General features: G+C 63.3%; 16 protein-coding genes. 8 read left to right on the top strand and 8 right to left on the bottom strand.

Annotation, left to right across the window (positions count from 1 at the left end):
* Positions 1 to 59 precede the first annotated feature (59 nt).
* Positions 60 to 1589 (bottom strand): threonine ammonia-lyase, biosynthetic, encoded by a 1530-nt coding sequence (gene ilvA / locus DB032_RS05770; protein ID WP_107801702.1) that lies wholly within the window; start codon positions 1587 to 1589, stop codon positions 60 to 62.
* 228 nt (positions 1590 to 1817) lie between these two features.
* Between ilvA and DB032_RS05765 the strand changes: the two genes are divergently transcribed.
* From DB032_RS05765 to DB032_RS05740, 6 genes are all read left to right on the top strand, one after another.
* Positions 1818 to 2963: a D-alanyl-D-alanine carboxypeptidase family protein gene (locus DB032_RS05765; RefSeq protein ID WP_107798629.1), complete on the top strand. Its 1146-nt coding sequence runs from the start codon at positions 1818 to 1820 to the stop codon at positions 2961 to 2963.
* A 349-nt stretch (positions 2964 to 3312) separates the two neighbouring features.
* Complete coding sequence (locus DB032_RS05760) at positions 3313 to 3558, top strand: YbeD family protein (protein ID WP_370445189.1); 246 nt, start codon at positions 3313 to 3315, stop codon at positions 3556 to 3558.
* Positions 3559 to 3574: 16 nt separating this feature from the next.
* Positions 3575 to 4198 (top strand): lipoyl(octanoyl) transferase LipB, encoded by a 624-nt coding sequence (gene lipB / locus DB032_RS05755; RefSeq protein ID WP_107798627.1) that lies wholly within the window; start codon positions 3575 to 3577, stop codon positions 4196 to 4198.
* Positions 4195 to 5142 carry a lipoyl synthase gene (gene lipA / locus DB032_RS05750; protein ID WP_107798626.1) on the top strand — a complete coding sequence of 316 codons (948 nt, stop codon included), beginning with the start codon at positions 4195 to 4197 and terminating at the stop codon, positions 5140 to 5142. The genes lipB and lipA overlap by 4 nt, the downstream gene beginning before the upstream one ends.
* A 186-nt stretch (positions 5143 to 5328) precedes the next feature.
* Complete coding sequence (locus DB032_RS05745) at positions 5329 to 6195, top strand: hypothetical protein (protein WP_107798625.1); 867 nt, start codon at positions 5329 to 5331, stop codon at positions 6193 to 6195.
* Positions 6196 to 6207: 12 nt separating this feature from the next.
* Complete coding sequence (locus tag DB032_RS05740) at positions 6208 to 6513, top strand: hypothetical protein (protein ID WP_107798624.1); 306 nt, start codon at positions 6208 to 6210, stop codon at positions 6511 to 6513.
* A gap of 18 nt (positions 6514 to 6531) precedes the next feature.
* Here DB032_RS05740 and DB032_RS05735 read toward each other — a convergent pair whose 3' ends face one another.
* Both DB032_RS05735 and speB read right to left on the bottom strand, forming a co-directional pair.
* Entirely contained in the window at positions 6532 to 7899 is a 1368-nt protein-coding gene (locus tag DB032_RS05735; RefSeq protein ID WP_107798623.1) for a sodium:solute symporter, read from the bottom strand.
* Positions 7900 to 7968: 69 nt separating this feature from the next.
* Complete coding sequence (gene speB, locus DB032_RS05730; RefSeq protein ID WP_107798622.1) at positions 7969 to 8919, bottom strand: agmatinase; 951 nt, start codon at positions 8917 to 8919, stop codon at positions 7969 to 7971.
* Positions 8920 to 9067: 148 nt separating this feature from the next.
* Between speB and DB032_RS05725 the strand changes: the two genes are divergently transcribed.
* Positions 9068 to 9988: a LysR family transcriptional regulator gene (locus DB032_RS05725; protein WP_107798621.1), complete on the top strand. Its 921-nt coding sequence runs from the start codon at positions 9068 to 9070 to the stop codon at positions 9986 to 9988.
* A 65-nt stretch (positions 9989 to 10053) separates the two neighbouring features.
* On the opposite strand, the gene DB032_RS05720 is transcribed toward DB032_RS05725, so the two are convergent.
* From DB032_RS05720 to htpX, 5 genes are all read right to left on the bottom strand, one after another.
* Complete coding sequence (locus DB032_RS05720) at positions 10054 to 11160, bottom strand: porin (protein WP_107798620.1); 1107 nt, start codon at positions 11158 to 11160, stop codon at positions 10054 to 10056.
* 489 nt (positions 11161 to 11649) lie between these two features.
* On the bottom strand, positions 11650 to 13101 hold the full coding sequence (locus DB032_RS05715) for an ATP-binding protein (RefSeq protein ID WP_107798619.1): 1452 nt from the start codon (positions 13099 to 13101) through the stop codon (positions 11650 to 11652).
* A complete protein-coding gene (locus DB032_RS05710) occupies positions 13098 to 13817 on the bottom strand; it encodes a response regulator (protein ID WP_107798618.1) in 720 nt (239 codons plus the stop codon). Before DB032_RS05710 ends, DB032_RS05715 begins: the two co-directional genes overlap by 4 nt.
* Before the next feature lie 301 nt (positions 13818 to 14118).
* On the bottom strand, positions 14119 to 15105 hold the full coding sequence (locus tag DB032_RS05705; protein ID WP_107732454.1) for a TerC family protein: 987 nt from the start codon (positions 15103 to 15105) through the stop codon (positions 14119 to 14121).
* Positions 15106 to 15206: 101 nt separating this feature from the next.
* Positions 15207 to 16088, bottom strand: coding sequence for a protease HtpX (gene htpX / locus DB032_RS05700; protein ID WP_107798617.1), 882 nt, complete (start codon positions 16086 to 16088; stop codon positions 15207 to 15209).
* A gap of 127 nt (positions 16089 to 16215) precedes the next feature.
* Here htpX and DB032_RS05695 point away from each other — a divergent pair, with 127 nt between their 5' ends.
* On the top strand, positions 16216 to 17106 hold the full coding sequence (locus DB032_RS05695; protein ID WP_107798616.1) for a LysR family transcriptional regulator: 891 nt from the start codon (positions 16216 to 16218) through the stop codon (positions 17104 to 17106).
* The last annotated feature ends 35 nt before the right edge of the window (positions 17107 to 17141 follow it).

Genomic DNA, 17141 nt, shown 5'->3' with positions numbered 1-17141 from the left:
CGCTTCAAAGAAGGAGCGCGGCGTCAGGCTGCCGACCACGAGCAGCCCGCCGGCCCGGTTCAACGTATGGTCTTGCCCAGGAACAGCTTGTAGGCCGGATTCTGGGTTTCCTCGACATAGGGATAGCCCAGATTGTCGAGGAAGCGCTGGAACTCCGCGTCGTCGCTGGCCGGCACCTGTATGCCCACCAGCACGCGGCCGTAATCGGCGCCGTGATTGCGATAATGGAACAGGCTGATGTTCCAGTCCACGCTCATCGCCTCCAGGAAACGCATCAGCGCGCCCGGGCGGTCTGGAAACTCGAAGCGCAGCACTCGCTCGTCCTTGAGCTGCGGCGCGTGACCGCCCACCAGATGACGGATATGCAGCTTGGCCAATTCGTTGTCGGTCAGATCGATGCTGTCCAGCTCATGCGCGTTCAGGCTGGAGAGTATGTTCTCCAGGTCCTGTTTGCCGCTGATCTGCACGCCGACGAAGACATGGGCGGTGCCGGGATCGGCGAAGCGGTAATTGAATTCGGTGATGTTGCGGCCGCCTATCACGGTACAGAAGCGCTTGAAGCTGCCCGGCTTTTCCGGAATGGTCACCGCGATGACGGCCTCGCGCCGCTCGCCCAGTTCGGAACGCTCGGACACATGGCGCAGGCGGTCGAAATTCATATTGGCGCCGCAGGAGATCGCCACCAGGGTCTGGTCCACGCAGCCTTCGCGCTCCACGTAAGCCTTGGCGCCGGCCACCGCCAAGGCGCCCGCCGGCTCCACGATGGAGCGGGTGTCTTCGAAGATGTCCTTGATCGCCGCGCAGATGGCGTCGGTGTCCACCAGGATGATCTCGTCCAGCAGCTCGCGGCAAATGCGGAAAGTCTCCTCCCCCACCAGCTTGACCGCCACCCCGTCGGCGAACAGGCCCACGTCCTTCAACTCCACGCGCTCGCCCTTGGCGATGGATTGGCGCATGGCGTCGGAATCCACCGGCTGCACGCCTATCACCTTGATCTCCGGCTTCAGCCGCTTGATGAAGCTGGAGATGCCGGCGGCCAGGCCGCCGCCGCCGATGGCGACGAAGACGGCGTTCAAGCCGTCCGGGTGCTGGCGCAGAATCTCCATGCCTATGGTGCCCTGGCCGGCGATCACGTCCGGGTCGTCGAACGGCGGAATATAAGTCATGCCGTTTTGCGCGGCCAATTCAGTCGCGTGGTGGAAGGCTTCGTTGAAGGAATCGCCATGCAGCAGCACCTGGCCGCCGTATTGCTTGACCGCGTCTATCTTGATCTGCGGCGTGGTCACCGGCATCACGATGGTGGCCGCGCAGCCCAGCCGGCTGGCGGACAAGGCCACGCCCTGCGCGTGGTTGCCGGCGCTGGCGGTGATCACGCCGCGCGCGCGCTGTTCCGCGCTGAGCTTGGCCATCTTGTTGTAAGCGCCGCGCAGCTTGAAGGAGAACACCGGCTGCAGATCCTCGCGCTTGAGCAGAATCGTGTTGCGATAGCGGCGCGACAGATTGGGCGCCAGCTCCAGCGGCGTTTCGATGGCGACGTCGTAAACCCGCGACGTCAGGATGCGTTCCAGATAGTCTTGCTTCTCTTGCATGGCAAAGCCTTTGTCCCGATCATTATTTTGCTTGAACTGCCAGAGTAGCAGGAACTCCAAGCAGACGGGAAGCCTTGATAATATTGGATTGTTGCATTGCGGTATCGCAACGGCTCCGCCCGCCCCGCCCGCAGAAAATCCCCACTTCGCGGCAACCGGACGGCAATCCGCGTGTATAATCAACGGCTACTATTTGGACCTCAACCCCCAGCGTTGCCCATAGGAACAATGAAAACATTCACCAGCATTCTCACGGCAGCGGCGATCGCGCTGCCGTCCGTCTCTTTCGCCTCCGCCGCCTTTCTGCCGCCCGCGCCCGAAATCGCCGGCAAGGCCTATTACCTGACCGACTTCAACAGCGGGCAAGTGCTGGCCGAGCGCGACCCGGACTCCCGCGTGGAGCCGGCCTCGCTGACCAAGCTGATGACCGCCTACCTCACCTTCAAGGCGCTGAAGGAAAAACGGCTGACTCTGGAACAGACGCTGACGGTGTCGCAAAAGGGCTGGAAAACCGAAGGCTCGCGCATGTTCCTGGATCCCAAGGTGCCGGCCAAGGTCGACGACCTGATCAAGGGCATGATCGTGCAATCCGGCAACGACGCCTGCGTGACGCTGGCTGAAGCCATCGCCGGCAGCGAGGAAGTCTTCGCCCAGGTGATGACCCAGCAGGCGCAGAAACTGGGCATGAAGAACACCCAGTTCCGCAACGCCACCGGCCTGCCCAATCCCGAGCACTACACCACCGTGCACGATCTGGGCATCCTGGCCGGCGCGCTGATCCGCGACTTCCCGGAGTTCTACCCGATCTACTCGATCAAGTCCTTCACCTACAACAACATCAAGCAGCCCAACCGCAACCTGCTGCTCTACCGCGACCCCAACGTCGACGGCATGAAGACCGGCTACACCGACAGCGCCGGCTACAATATGATCACCACCAGCCACCGCGACGGCCGTCGCGTGATTTCGGTGGTGGTGGGCACCGCCAGCCCGGAGGCGCGCGCGGTGGAAAGCTCCAAGCTGCTCAACTACGGCTTGCAGTTTTACGATACGCCCAAACTGTATAGCGGCGCCAAGCCGGTGTCCGAGCTGCCCATCTACAAGGGCGCGGCCAAAACCGTGTCCGTCGGCTTCGCCAGCGACGTCTACGCCACCGTGGCCAAGGGCCAGGCCGCCAAGCTCAAGGCCGATCTGACCACCATGCAGCCCTTGATCGCCCCGGTGAAAGCCGGCCAGGTGGTGGGCAAGCTGGTGGTGTCGCTGGACGGCAAGCCGCTGTTCGAGCGCCCGGTGGTGGCCTTGAAGGCGGTGGAAGAAGGCGGCTTCTTCAGCCGGCTGTGGGACAGCATCAAGCTGATGCTGGGCTGGAAATAAACGGCATCCGCCGTTAATCGCTGCGCCGGGCATCGCCCGGACGCCGCGGCTGTATTATGATGTGACGTTTTAGTAATAAAGACGACCGTAAAATGTATTGGCGCGGGCGGCCCGGTTTGCAGTACAACTGGCTGCTGCGCCTTTGCCCGTTTCGGGTTCGGCGTCTTTAGAACCTGTTTACGATCTGCTGCGCTTCGGCGATACCGCGTTGAAAACCGCTTCGAAATGCTCATGTACCGTGTGTACACTCCGCTTTCTCAACTGTTTTCGCCTTGTCTCGCTCTTGCTCGCGCAATCGTAAACACGTTCTTAGCGGATTTGATTGCATATGTCTGAAAAACAGGAACTCATGGAATTCCCCTGTCGCTTCCCCATCAAGGTGATGGGCGAGCGTCACGAGGATTTCGTCCTCACCATCACCGAGGTCGTCCGCGTCAACGCGCCCGACCTGGCCGATCACGACGTGACGCTGCGCGAAAGCGCCAACGGCCGCTTTTACGCGCTGACCGTCACCGTCACCGCCACCTCGCGTCAACAGCTGGACAACATCTATCTGTCGCTGACCGGCCATCCGATGGTGAAAATGGTGCTTTAAGCGCCTGGAGATTGCCGTGTCGCGCATCGTCAAACATCTGGGCCGGGTGGATTACGAACCAACCTGGCGCGCCATGCAGGCGTTCACCGACGCCCGCAACGCCGATACCCCCGATGAACTGTGGGTGGTCGAACATCCGCCCGTCTACACCCAGGGCCTGGCCGGCAAGCCGGAGCACCTGCTGCACGCCACCGCCATTCCGGTGGTGAAAACCGACCGCGGCGGCCAGATCACCTATCACGGGCCGGGCCAGTTGGTGGTTTATTTGCTAGTGGATTTCAAGCGCATGGGCATAGGCGTGCGCGAGCTGGTGCGCCGCATCGAACAGGCGGTGATAGACACGCTGGCGGAGCTGGGCATACACGGCAACGGCGATGTGGACGCGCCCGGCGTTTACGTGGCCGGCGCCAAGATCGCCTCGCTGGGCCTACGCATCAAGAACCACGCGGTCTACCATGGCCTCAGCTTCAATGTGGACATGGACCTGGCGCCTTTCGATTCCATCAATCCTTGCGGTTACGCCAACCTCAAGGTGACCGACCTGAAACAACTGGGAGTGGAGCTGAGCCTTGCCGCCGCCGCCGATACGCTGCTGCCGCATCTGGAGCGCCTCCTGAACAGCACCAAGGAACTGACATGAAGCCGGAAAACCAGGCTGGGGTCAAACACAAGGGCGCGGCCAAAACCGCCCGCATCCCCATCAAGATCGTCCCGCTGGACGAAAAACTGAAAAAACCGGAATGGATCCGCGCCAAGCTGCCCAACGGCCAGCGCTTCCACGAGATCAAGCAGATTCTGCGCGAACAAAAGCTGCACACGGTGTGCGAGGAAGCCACCTGCCCGAACATCGGCGAATGTTTCAGCAAAGGCACCGCCACCTTCATGATCATGGGCGACATCTGCACCCGCCGCTGCCCGTTCTGCGACGTGGGCCACGGCCGCCCCAATCCGCTGGATCCGGACGAACCGCGCCACCTGGCGGAGAGCGTGGCCGCGATGAAGCTGAAGTACGTGGTGGTGACCTCGGTGGACCGCGACGATCTGCGCGACGGCGGCGCCCAGCACTTCGCCGACTGCATCAACTCGGTGCGTGAAATGTCGCCCAACACCCAGATCGAAACCCTGGTGCCGGACTTCCGCGGCCGCCTGGACGCGGCCGTCGACATCCTGAGCCAGACCCCGCCGGACGTGATGAACCACAATCTGGAAACCGTGCCGCGGCTGTACAAGCAGGCGCGTCCGGGTTCGGATTACGCGCACTCGCTGCAATTGCTGAAGGACTACAAGGCCAAGAACCCCGACGTCCGCACCAAGTCCGGCCTGATGGTGGGCCTGGGCGAGACCGACGAAGAGATTCTGGAAGTGATGCGCGATCTGCGCGCCCACAATGTGGACATGCTGACCATAGGCCAGTATCTGCAACCGTCCGACGGCCATCTGCCGGTGCTGCGCTACGTGCATCCGGATGTGTTCAAGATGTTCGAGACCAAAGCCTATGAAATGGGCTTTGTTCACGCCGCCGTGGGCGCGATGGTGCGCTCCAGCTACCACGCCGACGTGCAGGCGCACGAGGCCGGCGTATAAGCCATTCACATGCCAGACCGAAGGGAGCCTAAGGGCTCCCTTTTTCATTGCCCATGCCTTTGGTACAGGCATGCGGCGGCGGCGGATCGTCTATACAAGGACATGCGCCCGCCATAGCGTCCGCGCACGTTTCATCCCGCAAACCGCGCGGTCGCGCCAGCGCCCGCCTGCCGATGGAGCCGCGCCATGTCCGACAATCCCTTCTTCCGCCTGCTGCCTTTGCTGCCGCTGCTGCTGGCCGCCTGCGCCAACGCCCCTGACACGCCATTCGCCGATTTCGACAACGCCGCCCGCAGCGTCACGCAAAGCTCCGCCGGCACCTTTGCGCGCATCCAGCAGAATGCGCGGCTCAACGCGGTGCTCACCGCGCCCAACGCGCCGCTGCGCGCGGACACTTTCCGCCCGCAAGCCGGCACCGGCGCCAGCTACGATCTTGCCCCCGCGCTGGCGCAGTTGCAGGCGACGCTGGACGCGCTGGAAAAATACGCCCGAACTCTGCGCAGCCTGGCTGGAGACCGGGAGGCCGAGGCCCGGGTCGACGCCGCTGCCCAGGACTTGGCCGACAGCGTTCAGGATCTCAAACTGCGCGGCGGCGACGAGGCCGCCGCCAAGATTCTGGCCACCGCAGCCGATGCGCTGGGCCGCCAGCTCACCACCGTGCAACGCAAGAACGCGCTGCGCGACACCATGGCCACCGCCCAGCCCGGACTGGACCGGCTGGCCGTCAGCAGCCACCGCGTCTTGAGCGCGCTGCCCGGCTATCTGAGCGTGCTCAGGGACAGCCTGCTGCGTCACGCCAATTTCAGCCGACCGCCCTACGGCAGCTGGGAGCGCTACCAGTTCGACCTCGCCATCTCCGACCGGCTACGTGAATTCGAGCAGATCGAGGCCGCGCTGCAAGCCAGCGACAAGGCGATCCAGGGTTTTCCCGACACCAACCGCCAGTTGCTGCAAAGCCTGGACGCGCCCCAGTCCAAGCTGCAAGCGCTGCGCGACTTCGCCGCCGAAGCCAGGCGGCTGCGCAATTTTTATCGCGACCTGCCCGCCAAATAAAGGAGGCAGCATATGGACAGCCACCGAGTCACCGAGCTTGTCAGCGGCCTGGCATCCCGCATCAACAATCTGGCCGTCGCCAGCCTGGGCGCGGACAGCCGCGCCTTGCTGGCGCAACAGGATGAATTGGCCAACCAGACCCTGGCGCTGATCGCGCGGGATCTGAACGCCGACACCGACGACTTCCGCAACGCGATCGCCGCGCTGCAAGCGGCGACCGAGGCGGCCGATCACGCCGGGCGGCAGCTGCAACGCGTGGGCGACACCATCAAGCTGACCGCCAAAGCCATCGGCGCGGTGGCCAAGCTGCTGGCCTGAACGGCCGACGACGGGCGGCTACTCCCGCACCGGGCGCGGCCGCGCGCGTCCGTCCGCCAGGCTGAACGCCAGCATCAGGCCGGCGCTGGTCAGCAAGCTGAAATAAATCGGCGTATTGGCGTCCAGACCGTCCCGCAGCATGAAGAACACCGCCGCGCCCAAACCGCCCAGCATGGCGCTCACCGCGCCGGCGGTCGTCGCCCGCGGCCAGCAGATCGCCGCCAACAACGGCACCAGCATGCTGCCCACCAGCAGGTTGTAGGCCAGGGTCAGCGCCTGGATCACGTCATTCACCCGCATCGCCAGCAGCAGGACCAAGACCCCGGCCAGCAAGGTGGCCGCCCGGTTGCGGCGTAAACCGGCGCGCCCTCCCGGCAACAAGTCCTCCGTCAAGGTGGTCGACGCGGCCAGCAAGGCGGCGCTGGCGGTGGACATCATCGCCGCCAGCGCCGCCGCGATCACCAAGCCGCGCACGCCGTCCGGCAACACCCCTTTGACGACGGCGGCGAAAGCGTTGTTAGGGTTCTCCAGCTCCGGCAGCAATACCCGCGCCGCCATGCCGATCAGCGCGCAGACCAAACCGTACAACAGGCAATACAGGCCAGCGGCGCTGCCGGCATAGCGCGCCACCTTGTCGTCGCGCGCGGTGAACACCCGCTGCCATACATCCTGACCGATGAGGATGCCGAAAAAATAGATCAGGAAATACGTCAGCACCGTGCCCCAGCCCAGGCCCTCGAAGCTGAACGCGGACGCCGGCAGCCGGACAGCCAGTTGCTCCCAACCGCCCGCCCGCCACAGACAGATGGGCAGCAACACCAGCATCAGGCCAACCGTCTTGATGACGAATTGCACGATGTCGGTCAAGGTCAGCGACCACATGCCGCCTATCGCCGAGTAAATCACCACCACGCCGCCGCCGATGACGACGGCCAGCCAGAACGGCAGCTCGAACAGCACCTGCATCACCGTGCCTATCGCCAACACCGAAGTCACGCAGATCATCAGCGCGTACGACAACATCACCAGCGCGCTGGCCTTGCGCGCCAGCGGATGATAGCGGCGCTCCAGCACCTGGGTGACCGTGAAAACCCGCAAGCGCAGCAACGGCTTGGCCAGAAACAGATTGAGCACCACGATGCCGCTGCCCAGCGCCGCGCACAACCAAAAACCGGAAATGCCGTAAACATAGCCCAGCCGGACCGTGCCCACGGTGGAGGCGCCGCCCAGCACCGTCGCCGCCATGGTGCCCATATACATCATCGGCCCCAGATTGCGCCCCGCCACCAGGTACTGCTCCCGGTCGCTGGCCCGCCGCATGCCCAGCCAACCCAGCCACAACATGGCGCCGATATAGGCGGCCACCGTCAATAGATCCAGACTCATCTCGTTCTCCTCTTGTTCTCGGGACCACGGCGCATTCTCCGGCGCTCACGGGCATGGAATCAGCGCGGCTTAGCGCGCCGGCGCGGGCAGGACGCACAGCATTTCGAACAGCAGATTGGCGCCCAGCAAAGCGGTGTTGCCGCTGGCGTCATACGGCGGCGACACCTCGACCAGATCGCCGCCCACCAGATCCAGGCCCCGGCAGCCGCGCACGATTTCCAAGGCCTGCGCCGAACTCAGGCCGCCCACTTCCGGCGTGCCGGTGCCGGGCGCGAACGCCGGGTCGATGCCGTCGATATCGAAACTCAGATACGCCGGCGCCGCTCCCAGCTGCGCGCGCACCTCGGCCATCAACGGTGCCAGCGAGCGATGCCAGCATTGCTCCGCCGTCTCCACCCGAAAACCGCGCTGGCGCGACCAGTCGAAATCCGCCGCGCCGTAGCCGCTGCCGCGCAGACCAATCTGGACCACCCGCCCCTCGGCCAGCAGCCCCTCCTCCCAGGCGCGGCGGAAGGTGGTGCCGTGCGCGATCTTCTCGCCGAACATCTCGTCGTTGACGTCGGCGTGAGCGTCCACGTGCACCAAGCCCAGCGGGCCATGCTTGCGCGCCAGCGCGCGCAGCGCCGGCAAGGTGACGGTGTGGTCTCCGCCCATGCCCAGCAAACGCACCGGGTGCCGCAGCGCCAGATCGTAGGCGGCCTCGATCCGCGCCACGCTGTCCGCCAGGTTATAGGGATTGGTGGCGACATCGCCGAGGTCCGCCACTTGCAGCCGTTCGAACGGCGCGGCGCCGCTGCCCAGGTTGTAGGGGCGCAGCAGCGCCGACTGGCTGCGGATTTCACGCGGGCCAAAGCGGGTGCCGCTGCGATTGGAGGTGCCGATATCCAGCGGCAGGCCGATGAAGGCGGCGTCCAGGCCGGCGGCGCTGTCGCGCAGAGGCAGGCGCATCATGCTGGCGACGCCGCCGAAACGCGGCATCGCATTGCCGCTCAGCGGTTGGTTGAGCAAAGGGGCGGACATAAGACCTCCTGCGTCTTGATGGATAGGATCACGCAGTCTATGCGGCCGCCTCTCCGGCTAACATCACCAAACGCCACGGTTTACATGAATGAAAATGAATGTATTAATCAGCGGGTGCCCACTCATTGCGCCGCCGGCGCGGAGGCCCATGCTCAATACCTTAAGCAATATGGATTTGCGGCTGATCCGCGTGTTTCAGGCCGTGGTCGAGGCTGGCGGCGTCTCCGCCGCGCAGGGCACGCTGAACATCAGCCAGTCCACCATCAGCAATCAGCTGGCGGCGCTGGAAACCCGGCTGGGCTATAGGCTGTGCGAGCGCGGCCGCGGCGGCTTCGCGCTGACCGCCAAGGGCGAGCGCCTGCTGGCCGCCAGCCGGCAGCTGTCCGAATCGATGGAATTGTTCTGTCGGGAAGCCCGCCAGCTGGACCGGCAGTTGGTCGGGCAATTGCGCATCGGCGTGATCGGCCATACCGCTCTGGGCGCCAATGCGCGGCTGTCGGCGGCGATCCGGCGCTTTCGCGCGCGGCCGCAAGCGGTGGAATTGATTCTGTCCATGTTGCCACCGGGCGGCCTGGAGGAAGCGCTGCTGTCGGGCGGGATTCATCTGGGCATCGGCTATTGCTGGCATCGCGCGCCCCAACTGGAGTACCGGCCGCTATTCGTCGAACGGCAGCTGGCCTACTGCGGCCGCGACCATCCGCTGTTCCCGCAGGCCGGCGCGCTTGGCCCCGCCGAGCTGGCCGCCCACGACTGGGCCTGGCGCAGCTATCCGCTGCCGGACACCGGGCTGCCGGTGGCGGATTGGCGCATCAGCGCCCGCGCCGACAATATGGAGGCGATCGCCGCCCTGATTCTGTCCGGCCGTCATCTGGGCTTTTTGCCGGAACACTATGCCGCGCCGCTGGCGGAGCGGGACTTGCTGCGAGCGCTGGACCCGGCGCGCTGGCGCTATCTGGCCGAATTCCAACTGGTCACCCGCAAACGCGGCCATCCCCATCCGACGCTGCAGGCCTTCGTCGACGACCTCGTCGCCGCCCACGGCGAGCCGCTTGCCGAGCGCCGGACATGAAAAATGCCGCCCCTGTTGGGGCGGCATTCCAAACTGTTCGCAGCTTTACGTCTAGCCCGTAACGCTTAGAACTTGTGTACGACGTTCAGACCGAAGGCCTTGATCTTGTCGGTGTTAACACCGTTGCTGACCATAGACTTGGCGTTGCCGTCCATCTTGATTTCGCCGTACTGAGCGCCAACCACGGTGCGCTTGGACAGGCTGTAATCAACGCCCAGCAGGTACTGCTTGTAGCCGCTGTTATCGACTTTCACGCCGTCGATCTTCGCGTCTTTGGACTGAGCGTAGGTGAACTTGGGCATGAAGGCGCCGATCTGGTAGCCAGCGGTCAGCGCGTATTCTTGCGATTCAAACTTGCTACCCAGGTCTGCAGCGGTGGTGCCAGCCGGCAGTTTCTTGTCAGCCAAGAAGTACTGCGGGGTCACACTAACGTCACCCTTGTCATTGCGGTAACCCAGGGCCACGAAGATGTTGTTGGCGTTATAGCCAGCTTCGATGCGGTGCTTATTGTTAGCCTTGGTATTTACATTCAGGCCAGCAACGATCGGGCTTTCGTGGATGAACTGGTACTTGCCGAAGAAGCCGCTGTTCTCGTAGGACAGGCCCAGGTTGTAGGTTTCGCGATCGTTGTTCTGAACAGCGTTAGCGGTGCTATCGAAACCACGCTTGTCTTCCTTGGTGCCGTACAGGAAGGCGGCTTGGAAGCCGGCGAATTCCGGGGTGTCGAAACGCACGGCGTTTTTAACATAGCCGTCGCCGCGGGTGAAGGCGTTCAGTTGCAGCGCGTTGCTGCTGCTTTCCCACGGGTTAACTTGAGCCATGTCGGACTCGCCGTAGTTGGCCAGGTGACCCAGACGGAAAGTACCGAAGTTGGAGGACAGACCCACGAAGGATTCGCGGCTGGCGAAGGTGCCGCTGCTTTCGCCGGTGCGGCTCTGGCCGTCGATGCCGAAGCCGGTTTCAACTTGCCAGATGGCTTTCAGGCCATTGCCCAGATCTTCATTGCCCTTGAAACCGATACGGGAACCCAGGTCGTCGATATTGGTTTGCTTGGTGCCCTTGCTGCTGTCGACGTATTCAACGCCGCCTTTGATGGTACCGAACACGGTTACGTCGGCGAAAGCGGCTGCCGGCAGAGTGGCAACCATCAGAGCGATCAGACTTTTTTTCATGATGTGGCTATCCTTCTTGTTTACTTAGGAAGTGAGCGAATACTAGTTGCTGTGTTTCACATTTGCAACTAGCCATGCAAACTTGTGGTCATTAAACAACAGTAGTGTCAAAAAAACAACATCAGACTTCAGGCAATCAGACTGGAACACTCAGGCGAAGTTTCACTCTCAACTTGTTAAAATTCATTAACCACAAGCATTTGAGCAAAAAAATGCCCGCACGCGGCGGGCTGAAGATTGGATAGACTTGACTCGAATTCAAAGAAGCGAAAAAGAATCTGTATCAGTGAATTCTGACACTGATTGTAATCAATCACTTTGTAAATGTCCATTTACAATACGGCTTTAATGTAAATAGAGTGTGAACACATCGTAAATTTTGAGAATTCGGCAGATACAAAGCCGCTCACCCGCCCCCTCTCTCATCGCAGCCCGGCGAACGGACAAAAAAAAGCCGCGCTAGCGCGGCTCGCCACAAGGTCAATGCGTTCAATGTCCGGCCGGCAAACTCAGTTTCACGCACAAACCGCCCTGAGGCCGGTTGTTCAGTTTGAGATCGCCGCCATGGTCGCGCGCAATCGCCCGCGCGATGGCCAGGCCCAGGCCGCTGCCCCCGGTATGGCGCGCCCTGGAGTCCTCCAAGCGGACATAAGGCTCCATCACCCGTTCCAGCTCCGCCTCGGCGATGCCCGGCCCCTGGTCCTGAATCCGCACTTCCACCCAGTCTCCCCGCTGCCGCAGGCTGACCTCGATCCCCGCGCCGCCGTAACGGCGCGCGTTCTCCAGCAGATTGCCCAGGCAACGGCGCAAGGCGCCGACCTTGCCGGCGACCGGCGCCACCGCTTCGCTGTGCAGTTGGATGTCGGCGCCGAAAGCCTCCATATCCTCCACCACGCTTTCCAGCAAAGCGTTGAGATTCAGCTTCACCACCTGCTCGCTGCCGCAGCCGCCGCGCAGATAGGTCAGCGAGTCGTTGATCAATTGGTCCATTTCCAGCAGGTCGCGCTCTATCGCCTGCTTTTCCGACGACTCGGCCAGCCCTTCCAGGCGCAGACGGATGCGGGTGATGGGTAAACGCAGATCGTGCGACACGCCGGCCAGCATCTGATTGCGGGTTTTCAGCAGGCGCTGCAGCTCGGTCTGCATCCGGTTGAAGGTTCGGGCGGCTTCCGCCACTTCTTCGGAGCCGGTTTCCGGCAAGGGCGCCTGATTAAGATTGCTGGCCAGGCCTCGGGCCGCCTGCGCGAACAGGCCCAGCGGCCGAATCAGCTGCCGCACCGCCCAGGCGCCCAGAATAGCGGCGGTCAAGGCCACCAGCAGCAGCCAGGCCAGGATGCGGATGGGCTGATCGGCCAGCGAAATGGGCCGCGAGGCGTTGAAGGTCAATACCGTGCCGTCGCTCAGCCTGGCCTGCACCGTGGCCAGATGGGTCTTGAATTCGGCCAGCGGCCCCAGAGCGGTCAGTTCTTCGCCGACGATGGAGCCGGCAAGGCCGGCGTCCCGCGTGGGCGTGAAATTTTTCATCCCCAGCCCGCCCACCCTATCGATCAAGGCCGCGCGGCCGCCTGCCGACGAGTCCTGCTGCTTGGACAACACCTGCAGCTGATAAGGCTTGATCAGGTCGCGCTTGATCAATTGCTGAAACGAGCGGCCATGCCGGCTCAGCGTATTTTCTGGCTGCTCCCAGAACCGGTCCATGCGCACCAGCAGCGTGGGCTGGTTCAGGGCGGAAATCACCTGTTCCCGATATTTGCTTGGACACTCGTCCAACAGATTGACGATGTCGGCGATGTGCTGCGCGGTGTATTGCACGCGCAAGGAATTGCTCAAGCGGTCGCGGTCGCTGAGAATGAAATAAATGCCCAAGGCGTTGGCCAGCAGCAAGCCTCCCACCAGCGTCAGCGAAATCTGGCCATACAATGTGCGCGGCAACCACCTCATCGCAAGGCTTCCACCTCGCAGGCCAGCATATAGCCGCCGCTGCGTATGGTCTTGAGCAGCACGGGCTCGCGCGCGTCCTCGCCCAGCCGGCGGCGCACCCGCCCTATCATCACGTCGACGGTGCGGTCGAACGGTCCGGCCTCCTTGCCGTTCATCGCCTCCATCAGTTGATCGCGCGACATCACCGCGTTGGCGTTTTCCGCCAAGGCCTGCAGCAGTTTGAATTCGCCGCCGGACAGCGGAGTGACCACCCCGGCCTCGTCCAGCAGATGCTGGGCGTTCAGGTCCAGCGTCCAGCCGGCGAAACGCAGCCGGCGCACGCTGGCCGCGTTCGCCGGCTGATCCGACACCCGGCGCAGAATGCTCTTGATCCGCGCCAGCAGCTCGCGCGGGCTGAACGGCTTGGTCAGATAATCGTCGGCCCCCATCTCCAGGCCGATGATGCGGTCCAGCTCGTCGCCGCGCGCGGTCAGCATCAGGATGGGCATGCAGGAGCGCTCGCGCAGATTGCGGCACAGGGTCAGGCCATCCTCGCCCGGCAACATCAGGTCCAGAATCAACATATTGTAGTTCTGCGCGGCAATCGCCTGATGCATGGCCTGGCCGTCGCCGACGGCGTCGACGGCGAAACCCTGCTTGCCCAGGTAGTCGCGCAGCAGGTCGCGCAGGTCGGGGTCGTCATCCACCACCAGCAATCTTGGCACTTCGACAGTCATAACAGCTCACCTCCATTGCGGCTTTATTATAAGACCCGCTAACCCAAGCCCTGATCCTGCCTTGCGCCTCCTGGCCGTACGACTTGTACTGCCTGCGTCGGCGCGCCTAGGCTCAGCTTCTCTGCGAGGTTTGGTTAGCGGCTCTAAGGATACCGCGCCCGCCCGCTGGGCTGAGGGAGAAATCGTGGCCAAATGAGAGAGGTTTACAGAAGGTTTACAAAAAACCGGCCACGCGCATCGCGCATGGCCGGTTTCCCTTGCCCGCAGGAGCCCTGCTCCGGCGCGAACTTATGCGTCCGCCTCAATCGTTGGGGTTCTGATCGCGCGTCTTGTGCAGCGAATACAGCACGCCCGCCAGCAGCAGGCCCAGCGTCGCCGCCAAGGACCAGGCGGTGGGGATCTTGAACGTCACCCAGCCCACGTCGTTGAAGAACACCAGCCCCACTTTGACGCCTATCATCACCAATACCAGCGACAAGGCGTACTTCAGATAATGGAAGCGATGCACCATCGCCGCCAGCGCGAAGTACAGCGCGCGCAGGCCCAGGATCGCGAAGATATTGGAGGTGTAGACCAGGAACGGGTCCTGGGTGATGGCGAAGATGGCCGGGATGCTGTCCACCGCGAACACCAGGTCGGCGCTCTCCACCATGATCAGCGCCAACAGCAGCGGCGTCGCCCACCAGCCGCGAGCCAAGCCATGCGCCTCGCCGCGCACCAGAAACTGTTTGCCGTGCAAGTCCGGCGTCAGCCGCAGGTGGCCGCGCAGCCATTGGTACATGCGGTTTTCCTGGATGGGCGCGTGCTCGTCGTCGGAAAACAGCATCTTGATCCCGGTGGCGATCAGGAACAGGCCGAACAAAACCAGCACCCACTGGAACTGCGCCACCAGCGCCGCGCCCAGGCCTATCATCAAGGCCCGCATCACGATCACGCCGAGAATGCCCCAGAACAGCACCCGGTGCTGGTACAAGCGCGGCACCGCCAGGCTGGAGAAGATCAGCGACATCACGAAGACGTTGTCCATGGACAGCGACTTCTCCACCACATAGCCGGTCAGGTACTGCATGCCGGCGTCCGCGCCCTGATACCACCAGATCCAGCCGCCGAAGGCCAGGCCGACGCCGATGTAGAAAGCCGACAGCATCAGGCTTTCCTTGACCCCGATCTCCTTTTCCTCTTTGTGCAGCACGCCCAGATCGAAAGCCAGCAGAGCCAGCACAATCGCCATGAACATCAACCACACCCACAAGGGGTAGCCGGCGAAGCCGGCGCTCAACCATTCCATAAGCATTCCTTTAGGCAATAGAAAGGCCCCGGGCCGAGCGAGCCGCCCCGGGGCCTGAATTCACATCAGCCGCCTCCGCTGCCGCGGAGGCGGATCAAAGCTTAACGACCGTGTTCCAGCGCGCCGATGCGCTCCTCGATGCTGGGATGGCTGGAGAACAGCGCCATCAGGCCGCCGCGCCCGCCGGAGATGCCGGAGGCCGCCATATTCTGCGGCAGGTCGCCGGCGGCGACGCCGCCGAGACGGCGCAAGGCGTTGACCATGGGACGCGCGCCGCCCAGCAGGGTGGCCGCGCCGGCGTCGGCGCGGAATTCGCGCTGACGCGAGAAATACATCACGATGGCGGAGGCCAGGATGCCGAACACGATCTCACAGACGATCACAGTGACCATATAGCCAATGCCCGGGCCGCTGGATTCTTCGTCGTTGCGGCGCAAAAAATTGTCCACCAGATAGCCGACCACGCGCGCCAGGAAGAACACGAAGGTGTTGACCACACCCTGGATCAGCGTCAGCGTCACCATGTCGCCGTTCTGGATATGGGCGATTTCGTGCGCCAGCACCGCTTCCACTTCTTCTTCCGTCATCGAGGCCAGCAGACCGGTGGACACCGCCACCAGCGAGTTGGATTTGCTCGGGCCGGTGGCGAAGGCGTTGGGCTCGCCCTCGTACACCGCCACTTCCGGCATCGGCAGGTTGGCGCGGCTGGCCAGCTTCCGCACGGTGTGCACCAGCCAGCGTTCGGTGTCGTTGCTCGGGGTTTCGATCACGCGCGCGCCGGTGCTCCACTTGGCCATGGTCTTGGACAGCATCAGCGAGATGAAGGCGCCGCCAAAACCCATCACCGCGGCGAAGCCCAGCAGCGTGCCCAGGTTCAGGCTGTTGCCCGTCATGAAGCGGTTCAGCCCCAACAAGCTGACCACAATGCTCAGCACCACCATCACGGCGATGTTGGTGGCGATTAATAGGATGACTCGTTTCATGGTGTTGGCCCTTGCGTTGAATTCGACGGCATTCCGAGGAACGCCCGACACAGTGCATTCTAGACGCTGCGTCCCTCGGAAAAAATCAAATATAATCAGAAAATACATCAAGTTTTTTCGAACCATTATGTCCGAACGGATCAACTTCAAGCATCTGCATTACTTCTGGGCAGTCGCCCACGCCGGCGGCGTCACCCGCGCGGCGGAACAATTGGGCGTCAGCGCTCAAACCGTCAGCGGCCAGATTTCGCGGCTGGAACAGAGCCTGGAGCGAACCTTGTTCCGACAACAGGGACGCCAGCTGGTTCTGACCGAGGCCGGCCATGTGACGCTGCGCTACGCCGATCAGATCTTCATGCTGGGCGAGGAATTGCAGGAAACGCTGGAAGACGCGCAGCTGGACAAGACCATCCGTCTGGCGGCGGGCATCTCGGACGTGCTGCCCAAGGCCATCGCGCTCAAGCTGCTGGAACCGGCGCTGCGGCTGGACGCCAAGGTCAGGCTGCAATGCGGCGAGGGCGATTTCGACGAGTTGCTGGCCGACCTGACCCGCCACCGGCTGGACGTGGTGCTGGCGGACCGCCCGATGGCGGCCGGCGGATCGCAGCCTTTTCAATCCTGGCTGCTGATGCGCTGCCCGGTGATGATAGCCGGCGCGGCCGAACTGTGGCGGCGCTACGCCGAAGGCTTCCCCGCCAGCCTGAACCAGGCGCCCATGCTCTTGCCCAGCCGCCACCATGTGCTGCGCAGCCAGTTGGACCAGTGGTTCGAGGAGCGTCGGATCAAGCCGGACATCGTCGCGGAGTTCGACGACGGCGCCTTGCTGGACGCCTTCGGCCGCCAAGGCTTCGGCCTGTTTCCCAGCACGGCACCCAGCGCCGGCGACGCGAACGCGCCGCAGGCGCTGGGCGAGGTCGACGGGGTCTGGGAGCATTATTACGCCATCGCCAACCGCCGCCGGCTGCAGCATCCGGGCGTGCAGGCCATGTTGCAAGCCGCCATCGACGCCGCGCTCTGAAAACAAAAAACCCCGGACAAGTCCGGGGTTTGGCG

Source organism: Chromobacterium sp. Panama (assembly GCF_003052555.1).
Lineage (GTDB): Bacteria > Pseudomonadota > Gammaproteobacteria > Burkholderiales > Chromobacteriaceae > Chromobacterium.
Note: the sequence above shows the minus strand (reverse complement) of the source record. Positions and strands in the feature narration are given on the sequence as shown.